Annotated in this window: 18 protein-coding genes; 15 read left to right on the top strand and 3 right to left on the bottom strand. The window is 72.2% G+C overall.

Annotated features, from left to right (window positions below):
- Window positions 1-40 precede the first annotated feature (40 nt).
- Window positions 41-1,750, top strand: coding sequence for an HNH endonuclease signature motif containing protein (locus C8046_RS07690; protein ID WP_158277164.1), 1,710 nt, complete (start codon window positions 41-43; stop codon window positions 1,748-1,750).
- 49 nt (window positions 1,751-1,799) lie between these two features.
- Here C8046_RS07690 and C8046_RS07685 read toward each other — a convergent pair whose 3' ends face one another.
- From C8046_RS07685 to C8046_RS07675, 3 genes are all read right to left on the bottom strand, one after another.
- On the bottom strand, window positions 1,800-2,015 hold the full coding sequence (locus C8046_RS07685) for a hypothetical protein (protein WP_158277163.1): 216 nt from the start codon (window positions 2,013-2,015) through the stop codon (window positions 1,800-1,802).
- 39 nt (window positions 2,016-2,054) lie between these two features.
- A complete protein-coding gene (locus C8046_RS07680; RefSeq protein WP_109228930.1) occupies window positions 2,055-3,344 on the bottom strand; it encodes an isochorismate synthase in 1,290 nt (429 codons plus the stop codon).
- Window positions 3,345-3,455: 111 nt separating this feature from the next.
- Window positions 3,456-4,379: a hypothetical protein gene (locus tag C8046_RS07675; protein WP_109228929.1), complete on the bottom strand. Its 924-nt coding sequence runs from the start codon at window positions 4,377-4,379 to the stop codon at window positions 3,456-3,458.
- A 59-nt stretch (window positions 4,380-4,438) separates the two neighbouring features.
- On the opposite strand from C8046_RS07675, the gene C8046_RS07670 reads away from it, so the two are divergent.
- From C8046_RS07670 to nuoL, 14 genes are all read left to right on the top strand, one after another.
- Complete coding sequence (locus tag C8046_RS07670) at window positions 4,439-5,131, top strand: demethylmenaquinone methyltransferase (protein ID WP_109228928.1); 693 nt, start codon at window positions 4,439-4,441, stop codon at window positions 5,129-5,131.
- Window positions 5,132-5,467: 336 nt separating this feature from the next.
- A complete protein-coding gene (locus tag C8046_RS07665; RefSeq protein ID WP_109228927.1) occupies window positions 5,468-6,775 on the top strand; it encodes a geranylgeranyl reductase family protein in 1,308 nt (435 codons plus the stop codon).
- The gene (locus C8046_RS07660; protein ID WP_109228926.1) at window positions 6,772-7,134 is read left to right on the top strand and encodes an NADH-quinone oxidoreductase subunit A; all 363 of its coding nucleotides are present in this window, start codon (window positions 6,772-6,774) and stop codon (window positions 7,132-7,134) included. Before C8046_RS07665 ends, C8046_RS07660 begins: the two co-directional genes overlap by 4 nt.
- Before the next feature lie 9 nt (window positions 7,135-7,143).
- Complete coding sequence (locus tag C8046_RS07655) at window positions 7,144-7,698, top strand: NADH-quinone oxidoreductase subunit B (RefSeq protein WP_109228925.1); 555 nt, start codon at window positions 7,144-7,146, stop codon at window positions 7,696-7,698.
- Complete coding sequence (locus tag C8046_RS07650) at window positions 7,695-8,453, top strand: NADH-quinone oxidoreductase subunit C (RefSeq protein WP_109228924.1); 759 nt, start codon at window positions 7,695-7,697, stop codon at window positions 8,451-8,453. Before C8046_RS07655 ends, C8046_RS07650 begins: the two co-directional genes overlap by 4 nt.
- On the top strand, window positions 8,450-9,787 hold the full coding sequence (locus C8046_RS07645; protein WP_109228923.1) for an NADH-quinone oxidoreductase subunit D: 1,338 nt from the start codon (window positions 8,450-8,452) through the stop codon (window positions 9,785-9,787). Before C8046_RS07650 ends, C8046_RS07645 begins: the two co-directional genes overlap by 4 nt.
- Window positions 9,784-10,713, top strand: a complete 930-nt coding sequence (gene nuoE, locus C8046_RS07640; protein ID WP_109228922.1) for an NADH-quinone oxidoreductase subunit NuoE — start codon at window positions 9,784-9,786, stop codon at window positions 10,711-10,713. Before C8046_RS07645 ends, nuoE begins: the two co-directional genes overlap by 4 nt.
- On the top strand, window positions 10,710-11,999 hold the full coding sequence (gene nuoF / locus C8046_RS07635) for an NADH-quinone oxidoreductase subunit NuoF (RefSeq protein WP_109228921.1): 1,290 nt from the start codon (window positions 10,710-10,712) through the stop codon (window positions 11,997-11,999). The genes nuoE and nuoF overlap by 4 nt, the downstream gene beginning before the upstream one ends.
- Complete coding sequence (locus tag C8046_RS07630; RefSeq protein ID WP_109228920.1) at window positions 11,996-14,467, top strand: NADH-quinone oxidoreductase subunit G; 2,472 nt, start codon at window positions 11,996-11,998, stop codon at window positions 14,465-14,467. Before nuoF ends, C8046_RS07630 begins: the two co-directional genes overlap by 4 nt.
- A complete protein-coding gene (gene nuoH, locus C8046_RS07625) occupies window positions 14,464-15,798 on the top strand; it encodes an NADH-quinone oxidoreductase subunit NuoH (RefSeq protein ID WP_109228919.1) in 1,335 nt (444 codons plus the stop codon). Before C8046_RS07630 ends, nuoH begins: the two co-directional genes overlap by 4 nt.
- A complete protein-coding gene (gene nuoI / locus C8046_RS07620) occupies window positions 15,791-16,429 on the top strand; it encodes an NADH-quinone oxidoreductase subunit NuoI (RefSeq protein WP_109228918.1) in 639 nt (212 codons plus the stop codon). The genes nuoH and nuoI overlap by 8 nt, the downstream gene beginning before the upstream one ends.
- Window positions 16,426-17,412, top strand: a complete 987-nt coding sequence (locus C8046_RS07615) for an NADH-quinone oxidoreductase subunit J (RefSeq protein WP_199224410.1) — start codon at window positions 16,426-16,428, stop codon at window positions 17,410-17,412. Before nuoI ends, C8046_RS07615 begins: the two co-directional genes overlap by 4 nt.
- On the top strand, window positions 17,409-17,708 hold the full coding sequence (nuoK, locus tag C8046_RS07610) for an NADH-quinone oxidoreductase subunit NuoK (RefSeq protein ID WP_109228917.1): 300 nt from the start codon (window positions 17,409-17,411) through the stop codon (window positions 17,706-17,708). The genes C8046_RS07615 and nuoK overlap by 4 nt, the downstream gene beginning before the upstream one ends.
- Window positions 17,709-17,714: 6 nt before the next feature.
- Window positions 17,715-19,631 carry an NADH-quinone oxidoreductase subunit L gene (gene nuoL, locus C8046_RS07605; protein WP_109228916.1) on the top strand — a complete coding sequence of 639 codons (1,917 nt, stop codon included), beginning with the start codon at window positions 17,715-17,717 and terminating at the stop codon, window positions 19,629-19,631.
- Window positions 19,632-19,636: the final 5 nt, after the last annotated feature.

Genomic DNA, 19,636 nt, shown 5'->3' with positions numbered 1-19,636 from the left:
GCGTCGTCCCGGTGCGGAGATGAGGGAAGGGGTGGTGGCCGTGGCTGCTGAGCTGGTTCCGCGCGATCCCGACGCCGAGCCCGGGTCGACGGCGTGCGACGCGCTGGTCTGGACGGCGGAGCGCGTCCGAGTCGCGGTCGCCGATCTGACGCGGGCCGTCGCCGGTGCGGAGGCGGCCGTCGCGGCTCTCGAACGGTCCGACGAGGACGACGCCGGCGCAGCTCGCGGTTCTGCCGGTGGTCTCGGTGCGGCTCCGGCGGGCGATCGGGCTGGCGTTCGGGCAGGCGGTCGGGCGCTCGCGGCGGTGGCGCGAGGCAGGGCGCGGGCTCGTCGCGGCGAGGCGCTGACCGCCACCCTGCGGGTGCTGGACGAGTCCGTCTCGGTGCTGCAGGCGGCGCGGTCGGGCGTGGTCTCCATGGCCAAGGCCGACGGGTCCTGGCGCACCGGGCGGGCGCGGACGTTCGCGGAGTGGCGAGCGCAGGCGACCCGGCAGGGCCGAGGTGCCGCGACGGCCGAGGAGCGCACCGCTGACGCGCTGGCCCAGCTGCCGCTCGTGAAGGCGGCGACCCAGGACGGCGCGGTGACGATGGGGCACGCCGAGGTGATCGGCCAGGTGCTCGCCGGAAGCTCCGAGCGGACCCGCGAACGCATGGTGGCGGTCGAGCGGGAGCTGCTGGCGGCCGCGACCGCCGTGACGCCCCCGGAGCTGAGAAGGAGCCTCACGGCGATGGCCTCGGCGATGGAGGCGGACAGTGCCGACCACGGCTTCGGTGCGGTCCGTGCCCGGCGGTACCTGCGGTTGTCGTCGAAGGACGGCGGGGTCAGGATCGAGGGCCTGCTGGACCCGGTCGCCGGCGAGACGCTCCGTACCGCGCTCGACGCTCTCAGGCCGGTCCCGGCCGCGGGGGACGAGCGCACGGGCGAGCAGCGCACGGCCGACGCGATCGAGGCGATGGCGAGCAACGCCCTCTCCTCCGGTGCCTACAAGGCGGGGGCACAGGTCCGTCCGCACCTGTCGATCCTCGTCCCGGCGGACACCTGGCTGCTGCTCACGGTTCGACGTCGTCAGCTGTGCGCCTCCGCCGGCGGCGAGCGCGCCGGACGGTCGGGCGCGGCCTTCGCCGCCAGTGGCCTGGACGTCGAGCCGCAGCTGGCCCAGCTGCAGGACGGCACGCTGATCCCGTTCGCGGCGCTCGACGTGCTGGCGTGCGACGCCCTGCTGCAGCGGGTGGTCCTCGACGCCGAGGGCTCCCCGCTGGACGTCGGTCGTACGCAGCGCACGTTCCACGAGGACCTGCGTCGGGCGATCCTGACGAGGGACCGGCACTGCCAGTTCCCCGGCTGCACCCTCCGGGCGACGTGGTGCGAGGTCCATCACCTGCAGTTCTGGGAGAACGACGGTCCGACCTCGCTCACCAACGGGATCACGCTGTGCTCGCGGCACCACCACGCCGTCCACGACGACAACCTGACCATCGCGATCGTCCGCGGCGGGTTCGCCTTCACCGATGCCGCGGGGCGGCCCCTCGGCACGACGACGCGGCTGGCAGACCGACTGCTCGTCCCGCGGCGATCCGATCCACCGTTGTCGCAGGAGACGCCGCCGCCGGTCCTGACCGCGACCGGCGGTCGAATGCGGGAGGAGATGCCGCCGAGGGACGGGCCGGGCGGAGGTCCGCCCGGCGTCGGGCGGGACGAGGCCCGGTTCGGCGGGGAAGACGGGCCAGGGCCGGACGATGCGCTCCTCTGAGCGTGCCGTCTGGCGCCGGGCTGCCCCGGTGGGCGCCGGGGGGCCGCCCCTAGAAGGTCTGCCTCTCCCACGGCACGGCGGTGCGCCACCCGTCGAGCTCGAAGGCCCACTGCGTCGCCAGGGCGTGGGCTGCCCGGACGTCGGGGACCGTCGCACCGAAGTGCTTGTCCGGGCTGCCGTCGCGGAACTCGACGAGGTAGCCGTCGTCCGTGCGTGCCGACTGGAAGTAGACCTGGTCGACGTCGGGCACCCGCGTGATGATCAACCATGCGGAGTAACCCGCCTCGATGTCCCGGCCCGTCGATCAGCCCAGCAGTGCCTGGCGGACCGGCTCGAGCTTGGCCTCGGTCTCGTCGAGCTCGGCGCCAGGGTCGGACGCCGCCACGATGCCGCAGCCCGCGAACAGGCGGATCCGGTGCGGGTCGTCGGGGTCGAGGGCGCCGCAGCGCAGCGCGATGCACCACTCACCGTCGCCGTCGGAGCCGATCCAGCCGACCGGGCCGGCGTACCGGCCCCGGTCCATGCCCTCGATCTCGCGCACGAGTCGGACGGCGTCGAGGGTCGGTGTGCCGCCGACGGCCGCGGTCGGGTGGAGCGAGGCGGCGAGCCGCAGCGAGGACGGACGGTCGCCGTCGGGGCCCCGCTGCAGGACGGCGGTGACATCGGTGGCCAGGTGCATGACGTTCGGCAGGTGCAGCACGGACGGCACCTCGGGAACGTTCGCGCTCTCCACGAAGGGCGCGAGCGCCCGGGCCAGGGACTCGACCGCGAACTCGTGCTCCTCGAGATCCTTGGAGGAGCGGGCGAGCGCGGCCGCGTGGGCGAGGTCGCGCTCGTCGTCGCCCGTGCGGCGGATGGTGCCGGCCAGCACGCGGGAGGCGACCAGTCGTCGCTCGCGGCGGACCAGCATCTCGGGGGTCGCGCCCACGAGGCCGTCGACGGCGAAGGCCCAGGTGGTCGGGTAGGCGTCCGCGAACCGGGTGACGAGCGCGCGGGTGTCCAGCGGGGTCGCGGAGGTGGCCCAGACGTCGCGGGCCAGCACGATCTTGGCCGCCTCGCCGGCGCGGATCCGGGCGACGGCGTCGGCCACCTTGGCCTTCCACTCCGCCGGCGTGGCCGCGCCCGCGGCATAGGTCACGTCGGTCGGGAAGGTGAGGGCGTCACGCGGGCCGTCGAGCGTGAGCGGGGCGGCCCCCTCGGGATCGATCGTCGTCACCCACGAGACGCCGGCCCTCCGGCCCACGAGGATGCGCGGGACGACGAGGCTGCCGCCGGCGGGGTCGCCGTCGTCGAACGCGAACGCCCCGAACGCCACCAGGCCGCTGCCCGGGACCGCGACGTCGTCGCGCACGTCGGCCGCGCGGCGGAGCTGGGTGAACCAGGCGTCGGCGTCGACCATCCGCGCGGAGCCCGCGGTGTCGGTCCGTGCCGCCTCGCCCCACGCGACCATGCCGTCGCCGCGCCGGACCCACGTGGCGACGCCGTCGCTGGTGGGCAGCAGGTCGAGCAGGTCACCGGGATCCGAGATCGCCGTCGTGCGGACGGTGAGCGCCGGGACGGGCAGGCCGGTGACGGCGGGGGCGGGAGCGGACATCGCTGCCAAGGCTACGCCCGGGACGGCGACCCGATCCGGGGATCCGACGTGGCGTGCGGCACGTCGGACCGGGCGGGCGTGCGACCGGGAGACGGGTGGCGAGCCGCCGTGTCAGGAGATCGGCTGCAGGTCCCCGTGCACGACGACCTGGTCGGGGGTGAGCCACGGGGAGACGGCGTCGTGGATGGCCGCCAGCGTCGCGGGGTCGGCCACGACGACGCTCACGTCGAGCACCCCGACGCCGAGGCCGGAGAACTGCCAGCCGATCCGCTCGCCGAGGTCGACGACCGCACGGTTCGCCGCCTGGAGGTCGGCGTCGGTGGGAAGGTCCTGCGCCGCGACGCACAGCCAGCCCGGCCAGACCTCGCGCAGGGTGGCGTGCGCGGCGTCGGCGTCGGCGTCCTCCGCGGACGAGGAGAGCACGACGTTGTACTCCTCCGAGCTGAACCCCTCCGGGCTGTGCCCCTCGGAGTAGGAGGCGAACATCGAGACGTACCCGGGAAGCGTCTGCGCCGCCTCGACGAGCGCGTTCTGCGCCTCCCAGGCCATCGGATCGGCCGCAGCGACCTCGTCGCCGCCGCGCCACGGGTCGGTGCAGAGCGGTTCGAAGGAGGCGGACCCGAACGCGTCCCGCGTCTCCTCCTCCGTCAGCGGGGACTCGGCCGAGGCGGGACGGGTGAGGGTCAGGGTGCCGTCCCGGTAGGTACCGACCAGGTGGGCCCGCCCGGACGTGATGCCGTCCGCGGAGGAGACGTCGGGGACGTCGTCCCAGTCGAGCCCGTCGACGGCCGGTCCACCGCACGGGGGCGAGGGGTAGATCGCGGCCATGGGTCCGATGCAGAGCACCGGACCGCTGCCGTCGCGCTCCTCGATCCCGGCGTGCACGTGGTACTCGACGCCGTCGTCCTGCCCGCCACCGGCGGGCGGGTCGGCGGACCCGGGCGGCTCGCCGGACCCACCGGGCGCACCGCAGGCGGTCACAGCGGTCAGCGTGATCAGGGCGGCCACGACGAGCGGGCGGGGGGTCGTCCTCATCTCGTCACTGTGCCACCGGCCCACACGGTCCGCACGCCGGTGCGTGGGAGGATCGAGCCATGGCTCGCGCTCAGCTCGACAAGGACCCTGCCGACGTCGCCGGGATGTTCGACGACGTCGCCGGTCGCTACGACCTCACCAACGACGTCCTCTCGCTCGGCATGGACCGCCTGTGGCGGCGCGCCACCGTGCAGGCGGTGGACGCGAAGCCGGGGGAGCGCCTGCTCGACCTGGCCGCGGGCACGGGGACCTCCACGGCCGCGTTCGCCGACCGCGGGGTCGACACGGTCGCGTGCGACTTCTCCACCGGCATGGTCTTCGAGGGCAAGCGTCGTCGGCCGGACCTGGCGTTCGTCGCGGGGGACGGCACGGCGCTCCCGTTCGCCGACGACACCTTCGACGTCGCGACGATCTCCTTCGGGCTGCGCAACGTCAACCCGACCGTCGTCGGGCTGCGCGAGATGCTGCGGGTGACCAAGCCGGGCGGCCGCCTCGTCGTGTGCGAGTTCTCCACGCCGCCGGTGAGGGCGTTCGGGGCGCTGTACCGGTTCTACCTGCGCAACGTGCTCACGCCGATCTCGCGTGCGGTGAGCTCCAACCCCGAGGCCTACGACTACCTCGAGGAGTCGATCCTCGACTGGCCCGACCAGGAGGGTGTCGCCGCCCTCATGCACGAGGCCGGCTGGCGCTCGGTGAGCTACCGCAACCTGACGGGCGGCATCGTCGCCCTGCACCGCGCCGTCGCGCCCTGACGCTCGTCGCCCTGACGCTCGTCGCGCCAGGAGCGCCCAGTCACGCCCGGGCGGGCCGACGCGTTCCCGTCACCTCGCAGCAGTGGCGCTCCGCGTCCGCGTGAGGCAGCCTGGAGAGGTGTCACCGTCCCGTGACGGAGGTCACCCACGCCCCACCACACCTGCGACGATGCCGGCGTAGGACCAAGGTCCCACGTCTGCCGAACGGGTTAGGTGAGCCTTGGGAGACACCCCGGTGGGGCGTTTGTAGAGTGCCAACGGCGCACCATGTCCAGCGGGTTCTCCCGCCGGTCGCGCGCCCTGGTGAACGGCTATCTTGACGGCGAGGTGGATTCGATGGGCACGGCTGCCCAGACGGCGGACGTCATCGTCGTCGGCGCGGGTCCGGGAGGTGCGGCCACGGCCCACTACCTCGCCCAGCGCGGCCTCCAGGTCGTCGTCCTGGACAAGGCCACCTTCCCCCGCGACAAGATCTGCGGCGACGGGCTGACCCCGCGCGCCGTCGCGGAGCTCATCTCGATGGGGGTGCCGACCCGCGAGGAGGACGGCTGGATCCGGAACCAGGGTCTGCGCGTCATCGGCGGTGGCCACACCATCGAGATGGACTGGCCCGACCTCGAGACGGTGCCGAGCTACGGCCTCGTCCGCGCGCGCACCGACCTCGACGAGACGTTGATCCGCCACGCCGTCACCACGGGCGCCACGCTCCTCGAGGGCCACAGCGTCACCGGTGCCGTGCGCGCCGACGACGGTCGCATCACCGGCGTCCGCGTCAAGCAGGTGGACCAGCGCGGCCGCGCGATCGCCGGCGAGCCCGAGCAGACGTTCACCGCCCCGTTCGTCGTCGACGCCGGCGGGGTCGCCGCGCGACTGGCCACCTCCGTGGGGCGCGAGAAGCGCGACGACCGCCCGCTCGGCGTCGCGATCCGCACGTACTTCCAGGTGCCGCAGGCCTCGCCTCGCTACACCGACACGATGATGGAGTCACACCTGGAGCTGTGGGACGGCGCCCCGAACGCCAGCGACCTGCTGCCGGGCTACGGCTGGATCTTCGCCCTGGGCAACGGTCTGTCCAACGTCGGCCTGGGAAGCGTCAGCTCCACGGGGAGGACCACCAAGCTCGACTACAAGGGCATCTTCGGCCGCTGGATGGCGAACGTGCCGGAGGAGTGGGGCTTCACCCCCGAGAACCAGGTCGGCGACCTGCGCAGCGCCGCCCTCCCCATGGCGTTCAACCGCCAGCCGCTGTACGCGGACGGCCTCATGCTCGTCGGCGACTCCGGCGGCATGACCTCGCCCTACAACGGCGAGGGCATCGCGTACGCGATGCAGGCCGGTCGCATCGGCTCCGACGTCATCGCCCAGGCGCTCGCGCGGCCCAACGCCGCCAGCCGTGAGCGCGCCATGCAGGCATACAGCCGCACGATGAAGGCCGAGCTCGGGGGCTACTACGCGCTGGGCAAGCAGTTCGTGCGCATCATCGAGCACCCGAGCATCATGCGGATCTGCACGCGCTACGGCCTGCCGCGCCCGCTGCTGATGAAGTTCGTCCACAAGCTGCTGTCCGACTCCTACGACCGGACCGGCGGCGACGCGCTGGACCGGATCATCACCGCTCTCACGAAGGTGGTGCGTTCCGCATGACCAACCCCTACGTCCCGATCCTGATCATGATGGGCGTCGCCGCCCTCATGGCCGTCGGCGGTCTCGCCGCCAGCGCGGTGATCGGCCCGAAGACCTACAACCGCGCCAAGCTCGAGGCGTACGAGTGCGGCATCATGCCGACGCCGCACGCGCTGGGGCACGGCCGGTTCAACATCAAGTACTACCTCGTGGCGATGACCTTCATCATCTTCGACATCGAGGTCGTCTTCCTCTACCCGTGGGCAGTCGCGTTCAGCGACCTCGCCGTCTTCGGGCTCGTCGCGATGCTGGGGTTCATCGCCCTCATCACCGTTCCGTACATCTACGAGTGGCGCCGTGGCGCGCTCGACTGGGACTAGGAGCAGACCGTGGCTGGTATCGAGGAGAAGGCACCGGGCTTCGCGCTCGGGACGATCAGCGACCTGGTGGGCCTCGCCCGCAAGGCGTCGATGTGGCCCGTCACCATGGGTCTGGCCTGCTGCGCCATCGAGATGATGGCCACGGGTGGCGCCCGGTTCGACATCTCGCGCTTCGGCATGGAGGTCTTCCGAGCCTCCCCGCGTCACGCCGACGTCATGATCGTCTCGGGCCGGCTGTCGCAGAAGATGGCGCCGGTCGTCCGTCAGGTCTACGACCAGATGTCCGGTCCGAAGTGGGTCATCTCGATGGGCGCGTGCGCGTCGTCGGGCGGCATGTTCAACAACTACGCGATCGTCCAGGGCTGCGACCACATCGTGCCCGTGGACATCTACCTGCCCGGCTGCCCGCCGCGCCCCGAGATGCTGCTGCACGCGATCCTCGAGCTGCACAAGCAGGTCCAGGCGACGCCGCTCGGCATCGACCGTGTGAAGGCGGCCCGCGCCGCCGAGGCCGCCGCGCTCGCCGCCGTCCCGACCCACGCCCAGAAGGGCCTGCTCGCATGACGACCCCGAACACCCCCGAGGGTCCGGCCGGCGGCCGGCAGGCCGGCCAGGACCTCGGCCTGACCGAGGTCTCCCGCGACGGCCAGAACCTCGGCGACCTCGTCGCCAAGCGGCAGGGCCTGTTCGGCAACGCGGGCACCGGCGACACGTCCGGCTTCGGCGGGCTGCAGACCGCCGTCGTGCTCGGCCTCCCGAGCGAGCGCCCCTACGGGGGCTGGTTCGACGAGGTCGTCGACATCCTCGGCGAGGCCCTCGCGGACCGCGGCGTGGCCTACGACGACGCCGTCGCGAAGGTCGTGGTGGACCGCGGCCAGCTCACGCTGGAGATTCGCCGGGAGCACATCGTGACCGTCTGCCAGACGCTCCGGGACGAGCAGGACCTGCGGTTCGAGCTCTGCCTCGGCGTGAACGGCGTTCACTACCCGAGCGACGTCGGCCGCGAGCTGCACGTGATCTACCCGCTGCGCTCCATCACGAACTCCCCGCACACCCTGTGCCTGGAGGTCGTGGTGCCCGACACCGACCCGCACGTCCCCTCGACCACGAACGTCTACCCGACCAACGACTGGCACGAGCGCGAGACCTGGGACTTCTTCGGGATCATCTTCGACGGACACCCGGCGCTCGCGCGGATTGCGATGCCGGACGACTGGGTCGGTCACCCGCAGCGCAAGGACTACCCGCTGGGCGGCATCCCCGTGGAGTACAAGGGCGCCACCATCCCCCCGGCGGACGAGCGGAGGTCGTACCGATGAGCACGACGACGAACATCACCGACGATCTCGACGGCGCGACCACGTTCACCGCCAACGGCGGCGACTGGGCCGCGATCGCCGAGGAGGCCGCGCGCCTGGGCGAGGAGCGGATCGTCGTCAACATGGGTCCGCAGCACCCCTCCACGCACGGCGTGCTCCGCCTGATCCTCGAGATCGACGGCGAGACGGTGCGCGAGGCCCGCGTGGGCATCGGCTACCTGCACACGGGCATCGAGAAGAACATGGAGTTCCGCACCTGGACCCAGGGCGTGACCTTCTGCACCCGGATGGACTACGTCGCTCCGTTCTTCCAGGAGGTCGGCTACTGCCTCGGCACCGAGAAGCTGCTCGGCATCGAGGCCCCCGAGCGGGCGACGCTCGTGCGCGTCCTGCTCATGGAGCTGCAGCGGGCGGCGTCGCACCTCGTCGCGATCGCGACCGGCGGCAACGAGCTCGGCGCGACCACGATCATGATCGAGGGCTTCCAGGCGCGCGAGGAGATCCTCAAGATCTTCGAGCTCGTCTCCGGGCTTCGCATGAACCACGCCTACATCCGGCCCGGCGGTCTCGCGCAGGACATCCCGCCCGGCACGACGCAGGCGATCCGCGACATGATGCCGCGCTTCGCGCAGCACGTGAAGCACCTGCACATGCTCATCGACGCCAACCCGATCTTCAAGGGCCGGGCGCAGGGCGTGGGCTACCTGCCGCTGTCGACGGCGCTCTCGCTCGGCGTGACCGGTCCGATCCTGCGGTCGGCCGGCCTCCCGTTCGACCTGCGCAAGGACGACCCCTACTGCGGCTACGAGACCTACGAGTTCGACGTCCCGACGTCGACCGACGCCGACGCGTTCGCCCGCGTGATGCTCCGGTTCGACGAGATCGACGAGTCGATGCGGATCGTGCGCCAGGTGCTCGACCGGCTGGAGAAGCAGGACCGCGACGGCGAGAGCCACCCGGTCATGGTCGACGACCCGTCGATCGCGTGGCCCGCGCAGCTGGCCATCGGACCGGACGGCCAGGGCAACTCCGCAGCCCACATCCGCGAGATCATGGGGCACTCGATGGAGTCGCTCATCCACCACTTCAAGCTGGTGACCGAGGGCTTCCGCGTCCCGGCCGGCCAGGTGTACCAGCAGATCGAGCACGCCAAGGGGGTGCTCGGGATCCACCTCGTCTCCGACGGGGCGACCCGGCCCTACCGGGCCCACTTCCGGGACCCGTCCTTCACCAACCTGCAGTCGCTCGCGGCCATGTGCGAGGGCGGCCAGATCGCCGACGTCGTCATCGCCGTCGCCTCCATCGACCCCGTCCTGGGAGGGGTGGACCGATGACCACCGAGTCCGTGACGTCCGCCGGCGCGGGCAGGGGTCCCGCCGTGATCGGCACCCCCGCCGCCGCCGGGAGCCTGTACCCGAAGGAGGTGGCGGCCCGCCTGCGCGAGGACGCCGCCGCCGTCGTGGCCCGCTACCCGGAGCCGCGCTCGGCGCTGCTCCCGCTGCTGCACCTCATCCAGTCGGTGGACTCCTTCGTCTCGCCCCGGGGCGTGGCGTTCTGCGCGGAGACGCTCGGGCTCTCGCGAGCGGAGGTCTCCGCCGTCGCGACGTTCTACAGCCAGTACAAGCGCAAGCCCAACGGCGCCTACACCGTCGGCGTCTGCACGAACACGCTGTGCGCGGTCATGGGCGGCGACGACGTCTTCGCCACCGTGAGTGCGCACCTCGGGATCGGCAACGACGAGACGACGGACGACGGCCAGGTCACGCTCGAGCGACTCGAGTGCAACGCGGCCTGCGACTACGCGCCCGTCGTGATGGTCAACTGGGAGTTCTTCGACAACGCGACGCCCGCCTCCGCCGTCGACCTCGTCGACCGGCTGCGCGCCGGCGAGCGGGTCGAGGCCTCGCGCGGTCCCGTCGTGCAGGACTTCAAGGCCGTCTCCCGCGTCCTGGCCGGGTTCGAGGACGGGCTCGTCGACGACGGTCCGTCCGCCGGCGAGGCGACCCTCGTGGGTCTGCGGATCTCCCGCGAGCACGACTGGCACGCGCCCGCCTACCCCGAGGCCGAGCACGACGGCGAGTCCGACGTGGCCGAGGACGGCACCGGACGCGGCGAGGTCGGCGAGGAGCAGTCCTCGTCCGAGCACGCCGAGCCCACCCCCCACGAGGCCACCACGGGCGAGCGCCCGGACGAGCCCGCCGACCAGGCGGGGACGGAGCCGACCTCACCGAAGTCCGGCACCGAAGGGACGAAGGAATGAGCACCGACGTTCTCACCCCGGTCCTCACCGACATCTGGGATGCCCCGCGCTCCTGGACGCTGGCGACCTACCGCGAGCACCAGGGCTACCGGGCGCTGGCCCGGGCTCGCACGATGAGCCAGGCCGACCTCGTCGAGATGGTCAAGGGCTCCGGTCTGCGCGGCCGCGGCGGCGCCGGGTTCCCCACGGGCCTGAAGTGGAGCTTCCTGCCGGCGCCCGACGGTGGTCCGCGCTACCTCGTCGTCAACGCCGACGAGTCCGAGCCGGGCACGTGCAAGGACGTCCCGCTCATGATGGCCAACCCCCACGTGCTCGTGGAGGGGGTGGCGATCACGTCGTACGCGATCGGGTGCGACCACGCGTTCATCTACCTGCGCGGCGAGGTCGTGCACGTCTACCGCCGGCTGCTGGCCGCGGTCCGCGAGGCCAAGGAGGCCGGCCTGCTGGGCGATCTCGAGATCACGGTGCACGCGGGTGCCGGCGCCTACATCTGCGGCGAGGAGACGGCGCTGCTTGACTCGCTCGAGGGCCGCCGCGGTCAGCCGCGCCTCAAGCCGCCGTTCCCCGCCGTCGCCGGCCTGTACGCGCGCCCGACCGTGGTCAACAACGTCGAGTCCATCGCCTCCGTCCCCGGCATCGTGCTCGGCGGCGCCGAGTGGTTCGCCGGCATCGGCACGGCCAGGAGCAGCGGTCACGGCATCTTCTCGCTGTCCGGCCACGTCACGCGGCCCGGCCAGTACGAGGCGCCGCTCGGCATCACGCTGCGCGAGCTGCTCGAGCTCGCGGGCGGGGTCCGCGCCGGTCACCAGCTGAAGTTCTGGACGCCCGGCGGGTCCTCGACGCCGCTGCTCACCGCCGAGCACCTCGACGTCCCGCTGGACTACGAGGGCGTGGCGGGCGCGGGCTCGATGCTCGGCACCCGTGCGCTGCAGATCTTCGACGAGACGGTCTCGGTGGTCCGCGCCGTCAGCCGCTGGATCGACTTCTACAAGCACGAGTCCTGCGGCAAGTGCACGCCCTGCCGCGAGGGCACGTTCTGGCTGCAGCAGATCATGCACCGCCTCGAGGACGGCAAGGGCACGCCCGCCGACCTCCAGGCCCTGTCCGACATCGCCGGCAACATCCTCGGCCGCAGCTTCTGCGCGCTCGGCGACGCGGCCGCCACGCCCGTCCAGAGCGGTCTGAAGTACTTCCGCGAGGAGTTCGAGGCCGGGTGCCACACGCCGGCGCGCGAGCTGTTCCCGCCCGCAGCCTCGACGCTGCACGCCCAGGAGGTCACGGCATGACGACCACCCAGCCCGACTCGCGCACGGGCAAGGCGAAGGCCCCGGTGCCGCTGATCGAGGTGACGATCGACGGCGTGACCACCGAGGTGGCCAAGGGCACCCTGGTGATCCGCGCGGCCGAGGACGTCGGCATCGCGATCCCGCGGTTCTGCGACCACCCGCTGCTCAAGCCGGCCGGGGCGTGCCGCCAGTGCCTGGTGGACGTCGCGATGCCCGACCGCGAGGGCAACCTCAAGCCGATGCCGAAGCCGCAGGCCTCCTGCACGCTCGAGGTCACGCCCGGCATGGTCGTCAACACCCAGCTCACGAGCGAGACGGCCGACGCCGCCCAGCGCGGCGTGATGGAGTTCCTCCTCATCAACCACCCGCTCGACTGCCCGATCTGCGACAAGGGCGGCGAGTGCCCGCTGCAGAACCAGGCGATGAGCCACGGCCGCGGCACGACGCGGTTCGTGGACGTCAAGCGCACCTTCCCCAAGCCGCTGAGCATCTCCACCCAGGTGCTGCTCGACCGCGAGCGCTGCATCCTGTGCCAGCGCTGCACCCGGTTCTCCGACGAGATCGCCGGTGATCCGTTCATCGACCTGCAGATGCGCGGCGCGCGCCAGCAGATCGGGACGTTCGACGCCGACGTGCTGGGCTTCGAGGGCGGCGCGCCCGTGGGCCCGGCCGAGATCGACGAGTCCGGCAAGCCGTTCGCGTCCTACTTCTCCGGCAACACGATCCAGATCTGCCCGGTCGGCGCGCTGACGTCGGCCGCCTACCGCTTCCGCGCCCGCCCGTTCGACCTGGTCTCGGCCCCGTCGATCGCCGAGCACGACGCGTGCGGGGCTGACATCCGCGTGGACCACCGCCGCGGCGTGGTGCTGCGTCGGCTCGCGGGCAACGACCCGGCCGTGAACGAGGAGTGGATCAGCGACAAGGACCGGTTCGCCTTCCACTGGCAGTCCGGCGCCGACCGCCTCGCCGCCCCGCTCGTGCGCGAGCACGGCGGCGCGCAGGACGCGCTGGTCGAGACGAGCTGGGCCGATGCGCTCGACGTCGCCGCCGGTCTGATCCGCGAGCGTCGCGGTGCGCTGGCCGCGCTGCCCGGCGGCCGCGGCACGCTCGAGGACGCCCACGCCTGGAGCGCCTTCGCGCGCACCGTGCTGCGGACGAACGACGTGGACTTCCGCTCCCGCGCCTACGGTGACGCCGTCGAGGAGCAGGTGCTGGGCGCGCACGTCGCCGGGTCGGGGATCGGGGTCACGTACGCCGATCTCGAGCACGCCGACGTCCTGCTCGTCGGGCTGGAGCCCGAGGAGGAGGCCGCCACGATCTTCCTGCGGCTGCGCAAGGGCGTGCTGGCGGGCACCGCCCACGTCCGCACCGTCGCGCCCCTGCTGTCCGGCGGTGCGAGCAAGCTGCGCGCCGACCTCCTCGTCGCCGCACCGGGCACCGAGGCCGAGGTGCTGGACGCCGTCACCGAGCTCGGGTCGGACGACCGCCCCGGCGTCGTGCTCGCCGGCGAGCGGCTCGCTGCCGTCCCCGGGGGCCTGGCCGCCGCCGTCGCGCTCGCCGAGCGCACCGGGTCGCGCCTCGCCTGGGTGCCGCGCCGTGCCGGCGACCGCGCCGCGGTCGAGGCCGGCCTGCTGCCGTCCCTGCTGCCCGGCGGCCGGCCGGTGTCCGACGAGGCCGCGCGCGCCGAGGTCGCGGCGGTCTGGGGCGCGTCGCCGCCCGAGACGCCCGGTCGCGACCTGGCCGGCATCCTCGCCGCGCTGACGGACGGCGGCCTGGCCGGCGTCGTGATCGGTGGCGTCGACCTCGACGATCTGCCCGACCCCGAGGCGGCGCGGGCCGCCCTCGTCGCCGTCCGCGCGGCCGGGGGAGTGGTCATCTCGCTCGAGGTCCGCACCTCCTCGGTCACGCCGTACGCCGACGTGGTCCTGCCCGTCGCGCCGCCGGTCGAGAAGTCCGGCAGCTACGTCACGTGGGAGGGCCGCCCGCGCCCGTTCGCCGAGGTGTTCGCCACGTCGGCGATGTCCGACGACGCCGTGCTGCGCCTGCTCGCGACCGAGCTCGACGCGCCGTGGTCCGACGGCGTGCTCCCGGCCTGGTCCGGCCCCCGCCTGACCGCGGACGGGTCCGCACCCTCCCGTGTCGAGCCGCCGTCGCCCGCCGCCGGTCAGGCGGTGCTCGCCACCTGGAAGCTCCTGCTCGACGGCGGCCGCGGTCAGGACGACGAGCCGCACCTCGCGGGCACCGCGCGCCGCGCCGTCGCCACGGTCTCGCCCGTCACGGCCCTGCAGCTCGGCCTGGAGGGCGCGGCCAGCGTGACCGTCCGCGGTCCGCGGGGCGAGGCGACGTACCCGCTGGTGGTGCAGGCGATGGCCGACGGCGTGGTGTGGGTCCCGACCCGCCCGCGCCACGGCTCCGCCGTCGCCACGCTCGGTGCCCGTACCGGAGAGCTCGTGGAGGTCGTCCGATGAACACGGTGCACGGCGTGGTGGCCGACTTCAGCAACGACACCTGGTGGATCTGGGTCATCAAGGCCGTCGCGATCCTGGTCTTCCTGCTGCTCAACGTGCTCGTCGCGATCTGGGCCGAGCGCCGGATCCTCGCGCGCATGCAGATCCGCCCCGGACCGAACGTGCACGGCCCGGCCGGCCTGCTGCAGTCGCTCGCCGACGCCATGAAGCTCCTCCTCAAGGAGGACCTCACGGTGAAGGCGGCCGACAAGTTCGTCTACGTCCTCGCGCCGCTCATCACGGTGTTCTCCTCGCTGCTGGTCTTCGCGGTCATCCCGTTCGGGCCCGAGGTGAGCATGTTCGGCATCGTGACGCCGCTGCAGCTCACCGACCTGCCGGTCTCCGTGCTCTACATCCTGGCCGTCACCTCGTTCGGCGTGTACGGGATCATGCTCGGCGGCTGGGCGTCCGGCTCGACCTACCCCCTGCTCGGCTCCGTCCGCGGCACGGCCCAGGTCATCTCCTACGAGCTCGCGATGGGCCTGTCGCTCGTCAGCGTGTTCATCGTCTCCGGGTCGATGTCGACCTCGGCGATCGTGGAGAGCCAGCGGGGCTTCTGGTGGGCGATCGCGCTGCTGCCGGCCTTCCTCGTCTACATCGTCTCGATGGTCGGCGAGACCAACAGGCTCCCGTTCGACCTCCCCGAGGCCGAGGGCGAGCTGGTCGCCGGCCACATGACGGAGTACTCGTCGATGAAGTTCGCGTGGTTCTTCCTCGCGGAGTACATCAACATGTTCAACGTCGCCGCCGTCGCCACGACGCTGTTCCTCGGCGGCTGGCGCGCCCCGTGGCCGCTCACGCTCTTCCAGGACGACGCCGGCATGGAGGTCCTCAACTCCGGCTGGTGGCCGCTGCTGTGGTTCGTCGTGAAGATCTGGCTCGTGATGTTCCTGTTCTTCTGGCTGCGCGGCACGCTGCTGCGCTTCCGCTACGACCAGTTCATGAACATCGGCTGGAAGATCCTCATCCCGGTCGCGCTGGTGTGGCTCGTCGCCGTCGCCGCCGTCCAGGCGGTGCGCCAGTTCGCCGACGTCGACCTGAGCACGATGCTCATGTGGATCGGCATCCCGCTGGTCGTGGTGCTCGCGTTCCTCCTGCTCTGGCCGGAGAAGAAGGATCCACCGGGTCGGGCCGTCGGGAAGGACGGCGCCCCCCAGGAGCTCGACGCCTTCGCCGAGGGCTTCCCGGTCCCGCCGCTGCCCGGCCAGATGCTGCCGCCGTCGCCACGGCGCGCCACCGTCGTCGCCGCCCCCCGCACACCGACGTCCGACGAGGAGGCCAGCGATGGCTGAGGAGAAGAAGAGCGCCGGGCTCGGCAAGGCGCTGGGTGAGCTGCTCGCGCCCGTCGCCGGGTTCGGGGTCACGTTCTCGAACATGTTCCGGCCCACCGTGACGGAGCAGTACCCGTTCGTGAAGCACCCGACGGCGCCCCGCTACCACGGGCGCCACCAGCTCAACCGGTACCCGGACGGGCTGGAGAAGTGCATCGGCTGCGAGCTGTGCGCGTGGGCCTGCCCCGCCGACGCGATCTTCGTGGAGGGCGGCGACAACACCCCGGACAACCAGCTCTCGCCGGGTGAGCGCAACGGCCGCGTCTACCAGATCAACTACCTGCGCTGCATCTTCTGCGGGCTCTGCATCGAGGCCTGCCCGACGCGCGCGCTGACGATGACGAACGAGTTCGAGCTCGCCGGACCCACCCGGGAGGGCCTCATCTTCACCAAGGAGGACCTGCTCGCCCCGCTCAAGGAGGGCATGCTCGCCGCGCCGCATCCGATGGTCGAGGGCACGACGGACGGCGACTACTACCGCGGCGAGGTCACCGGCCCGACGCAGTCCCAGGTGGACTGGGTCGAGGAGAACCGCCCCGAGGACCCGACGCTCGCGGCCGCGGGCAAGGCAGCCAGGGAGGCGGCCAAGTGACCGGATCGGTCGTGGGCACCGGCGGCGAGCTGGTGCTGTTCTGGGTCATCGCCCCCCTGATGGTCGTCGCCGCGCTCGCGCTGCTGTTCGCGCGCAAGCCCGTGCACGCCGCCGTCGGGCTCATCTTCGTCATGATCGGGATGGCGTTCCTCTACACCGCGCTGGAGGCGCCGTTCCTCGGCGTCGCCCAGGTGGTCGTCTACACCGGCGCGATCATGATCCTGTTCGTCTTCGTGCTGATGCTCGTGGGTGTCGACGCCGCCGACTCGGTCGCCGAGACGATCGCCGGTCAGCGGTGGATCGCCGTCCTGCTCGGCCTCGGCCTGGTCTCGGTGCTCACGGGCGTGGTCGTCACGGCCAACCTGCCCGACGCCGTCGGGCTCGAGGCCGCCAACGAGCTGACCAACCCGGTCGGCGTCGCCTACGAGATCTTCGGCAGCACGGTGTTCGCGCTCGAGCTGGTCGGCGTGCTGCTGATCACGGCCGCGCTCGGTGCCATCACGCTGACGCACAAGGAGCGCCTCTCGGCGATCCGCGACCAGAAGGCCACGGTGCGCCTCCGGATGCGGGCCTACGCCCGCGGCGAGGGCTCCCAGGTCCTCACGCCGATGCCGGCGCCGGGCGTCTACGCGCTGCACAACGCCGCCGACGTGCCCGCGCTGGACCCGTACGGCAACCCGATCGACATCTCCGTCCCGCGCGTGCTGCGCATCCGCGGCCAGGAGCTCGACCCGTCGTCCGTCGACGGGCACGTCGCGCAGATCGCGGGCGGCACGTTCGTGCAGCCCGCCCGCGTGGCCTCCGCCGAGAGCCCCGTGAGCCAGGAGCGGGCAGCGGCCGAGGGGGCGCGCGCCGAGGGTGGCGACGCCGATCTCGACGCGCCCGCCGCCGAGCCGGCCCCGGCCGCGCCCGCCGCCGAGCCGGCCCCGGCCGCGCCCGCCGCCGAGCCGGCACCCACCGACCACGAGGGGGACGACCGGTGACGCTCCTGCACTACCTGGTGCTCTCAGGGATCCTGTTCACGATCGGTGCGGTGACGGTGCTCGTGCGCCGCAACGCGATCCTGGCCTTCATGGGCGTCGAGCTGATGCTCAACTCCTGCAACCTCGCGCTCGTGGCGTTCAGCCGCGTGCACGGCACCCTCACCGGCCAGGTGATGGCCTTCTACGTGATGGTCGTGGCCGCCGCTGAGGTCGTCGTCGGCCTGGCGATCATCGTCTCCATCTACCGCGCTCGTCGGACGGTCTCCGTCGACGAGCCGAGCCTGCTGAGGAACTGAGCCACGATGATCGACTACGCCTGGCTCCTCGTCGCCGTGCCGCTGGCCTCGGCGACCCTCCTGCTGCTCCTGGGCAAGCGCTCCGACGCGTGGGGACACCTGCTCGCCGTCGTCGCCGTCGCGGCCTCGTTCGTGATCGGCCTGCTGATCACCCTCGAGGTGCTCGCGGCCGACGCGGCCGACCGCATCCACGACCTCCACCTGTTCTCGTGGATCCCCGCGGGCGACCTGACCATCGACGCCGGGCTGCGGATCGACCCGCTCTCGTTGACGTTCGTCATGCTGATCACGTTCGTCGGCGCGCTGATCCACGTCTACTCGATCGGGTACATGTCGCACGATCCGGCCCGTCGCCGGTTCTTCGCCTACCTGAACCTGTTCGTCGCGGCGATGCTGATCCTCGTGCTCGCGGACTCCTACGCGCTGCTCTTCGTCGGCTGGGAGGGCGTGGGTCTCGCGTCCTACCTGCTCATCGGGTTCTGGAACTACAACACCTCCTACGCCGTCGCGGCGAAGAAGGCCTTCGTGATGAACCGCGTCGGCGACATGGGGCTCATCGTCGCGATGGGCCTGATGTTCGCGAGCATCGGCTCGGTCTCCTTCTCCGACGTGGACGCCGGTGCGCAGGGTCTGACGACCCCGATGGCGACGGCGATCGGCCTCCTCCTCCTGCTCGGCGCGTGCGGCAAGTCCGCCCAGTTCCCGCTGCAGGCCTGGCTCGGCGACGCGATGGCCGGCCCGACACCGGTGTCCGCTCTCATCCACGCCGCGACCATGGTCACCGCGGGGGTGTACCTCATCGTCCGGTCGGACGCGATCTTCTCCGCGGCCCCGACGGCGCAGCTCGTCACCGCCTGCATCGGTGCGTTCACGCTCCTGCTCGGCGCCGCGATCGCGTGCGCGAAGGACGACATCAAGAAGTCCCTCGCCGGGTCGACGATGTCCCAGATCGGCTACATGGTGCTGGCGGCCGGGCTCGGCCCGATCGGCTACGCCTTCGCGATCTTCCACCTCGTCACGCACGGCTTCTTCAAGGCCGGGCTGTTCCTCGGCGCCGGGTCGGTGATGCACGCCAACGGCGACGCCACCGACATGCGCACCTACGGCGGGCTGCGGAAGGTCATGCTCGTCACCTGGCTGACCTTCGCCGCGTGCTGGCTCGCGATCATGGGCGTCCCGCCGTTCGCCGGCTTCTACAGCAAGGACAAGATCATCGAGGCCGCGTTCGTCGGCGAGGGCTGGCAGCCGTGGGTCTTCGGCGGCGCCGCGCTCATCGGTGCCGGCGTGACGGCGTTCTACATGTCGCGGATGTTCTTCATGACCTTCCACGGCAAGGCGCGCTGGGTCGACTCGGCGTCGGCGCTCGGTGCCGACGACCCGCGCCCGAAGCGCCACCCGCACGAGTCCCCGCTGGTGATGACGCTCCCGATCATCGTGCTGGCGCTCGGCGCCGTGAGCCTCGGGTTCCTGCTCTCGCTGGGCGACGGCATCACCGGCTGGCTCGAGCCGGTCACCGGCCACGTCGAGCACCACGAGCCAGTGCTTCCGATCCCCGTGATCATGGGCACCACGCTCGCCCTCGTGGCGATCGGTGCCCTGCTCGCCTGGCGCCAGTACGCGCGCAACGACGTCCCGCTCGTCGCGCCGACCGGTTCGCCGCTGACCCGTGCCGCGCGTCGCGACTTCTACGCCGACGACGTCAACGAGGCCCTGGCCATGCGCCCCGGCCAGGACCTGACGCGCACGCTGGTCTACGCGGACACCGCCGTCGTCGACGGCGCGGTCACGGGTGCCGCGGCCGGCACGGTCGGCCTCGGCCAGGCCCTGCGGAAGCTCCAGAACGGCTACGTGCGCAGCTACGCGGCCATGATCCTTGCCGGCGTGGTCATCGCCGGCGCCGTCCTGCACCTCGTGCGTCTGTAAGAGAG

Source organism: Serinibacter arcticus (assembly GCF_003121705.1).
Classification (GTDB): domain Bacteria; phylum Actinomycetota; class Actinomycetes; order Actinomycetales; family Beutenbergiaceae; genus Litorihabitans.
Note: the sequence above shows the minus strand (reverse complement) of the source record. Positions and strands in the feature narration are given on the sequence as shown.

Excerpts from the sequence above, each read along its gene's own strand:
- nuoH (WP_109228919.1), top strand. The coding sequence starts at position 14,464 with ATGAACACGGTGCACGGCGTGGTGGCCGACTTCAGCAACGACACCTGG.
- C8046_RS07645 (WP_109228923.1), top strand. The coding sequence starts at position 8,450 with ATGAGCACGACGACGAACATCACCGACGATCTCGACGGCGCGACCACG.
- C8046_RS07630 (WP_109228920.1), top strand. The coding sequence starts at position 11,996 with ATGACGACCACCCAGCCCGACTCGCGCACGGGCAAGGCGAAGGCCCCG.
- nuoF (WP_109228921.1), top strand. The coding sequence starts at position 10,710 with ATGAGCACCGACGTTCTCACCCCGGTCCTCACCGACATCTGGGATGCC.
- nuoL (WP_109228916.1), top strand. The coding sequence starts at position 17,715 with ATGATCGACTACGCCTGGCTCCTCGTCGCCGTGCCGCTGGCCTCGGCG.
- C8046_RS07650 (WP_109228924.1), top strand. The coding sequence starts at position 7,695 with ATGACGACCCCGAACACCCCCGAGGGTCCGGCCGGCGGCCGGCAGGCC.
- nuoE (WP_109228922.1), top strand. The coding sequence starts at position 9,784 with ATGACCACCGAGTCCGTGACGTCCGCCGGCGCGGGCAGGGGTCCCGCC.
- C8046_RS07665 (WP_109228927.1), top strand. The coding sequence starts at position 5,468 with ATGGGCACGGCTGCCCAGACGGCGGACGTCATCGTCGTCGGCGCGGGT.
- C8046_RS07680 (WP_109228930.1), bottom strand. The coding sequence starts at position 3,344 with ATGTCCGCTCCCGCCCCCGCCGTCACCGGCCTGCCCGTCCCGGCGCTC.
- C8046_RS07660 (WP_109228926.1), top strand. The coding sequence starts at position 6,772 with ATGACCAACCCCTACGTCCCGATCCTGATCATGATGGGCGTCGCCGCC.
- C8046_RS07670 (WP_109228928.1), top strand. The coding sequence starts at position 4,439 with ATGGCTCGCGCTCAGCTCGACAAGGACCCTGCCGACGTCGCCGGGATG.
- C8046_RS07675 (WP_109228929.1), bottom strand. The coding sequence starts at position 4,379 with ATGAGGACGACCCCCCGCCCGCTCGTCGTGGCCGCCCTGATCACGCTG.
- nuoI (WP_109228918.1), top strand. The coding sequence starts at position 15,791 with ATGGCTGAGGAGAAGAAGAGCGCCGGGCTCGGCAAGGCGCTGGGTGAG.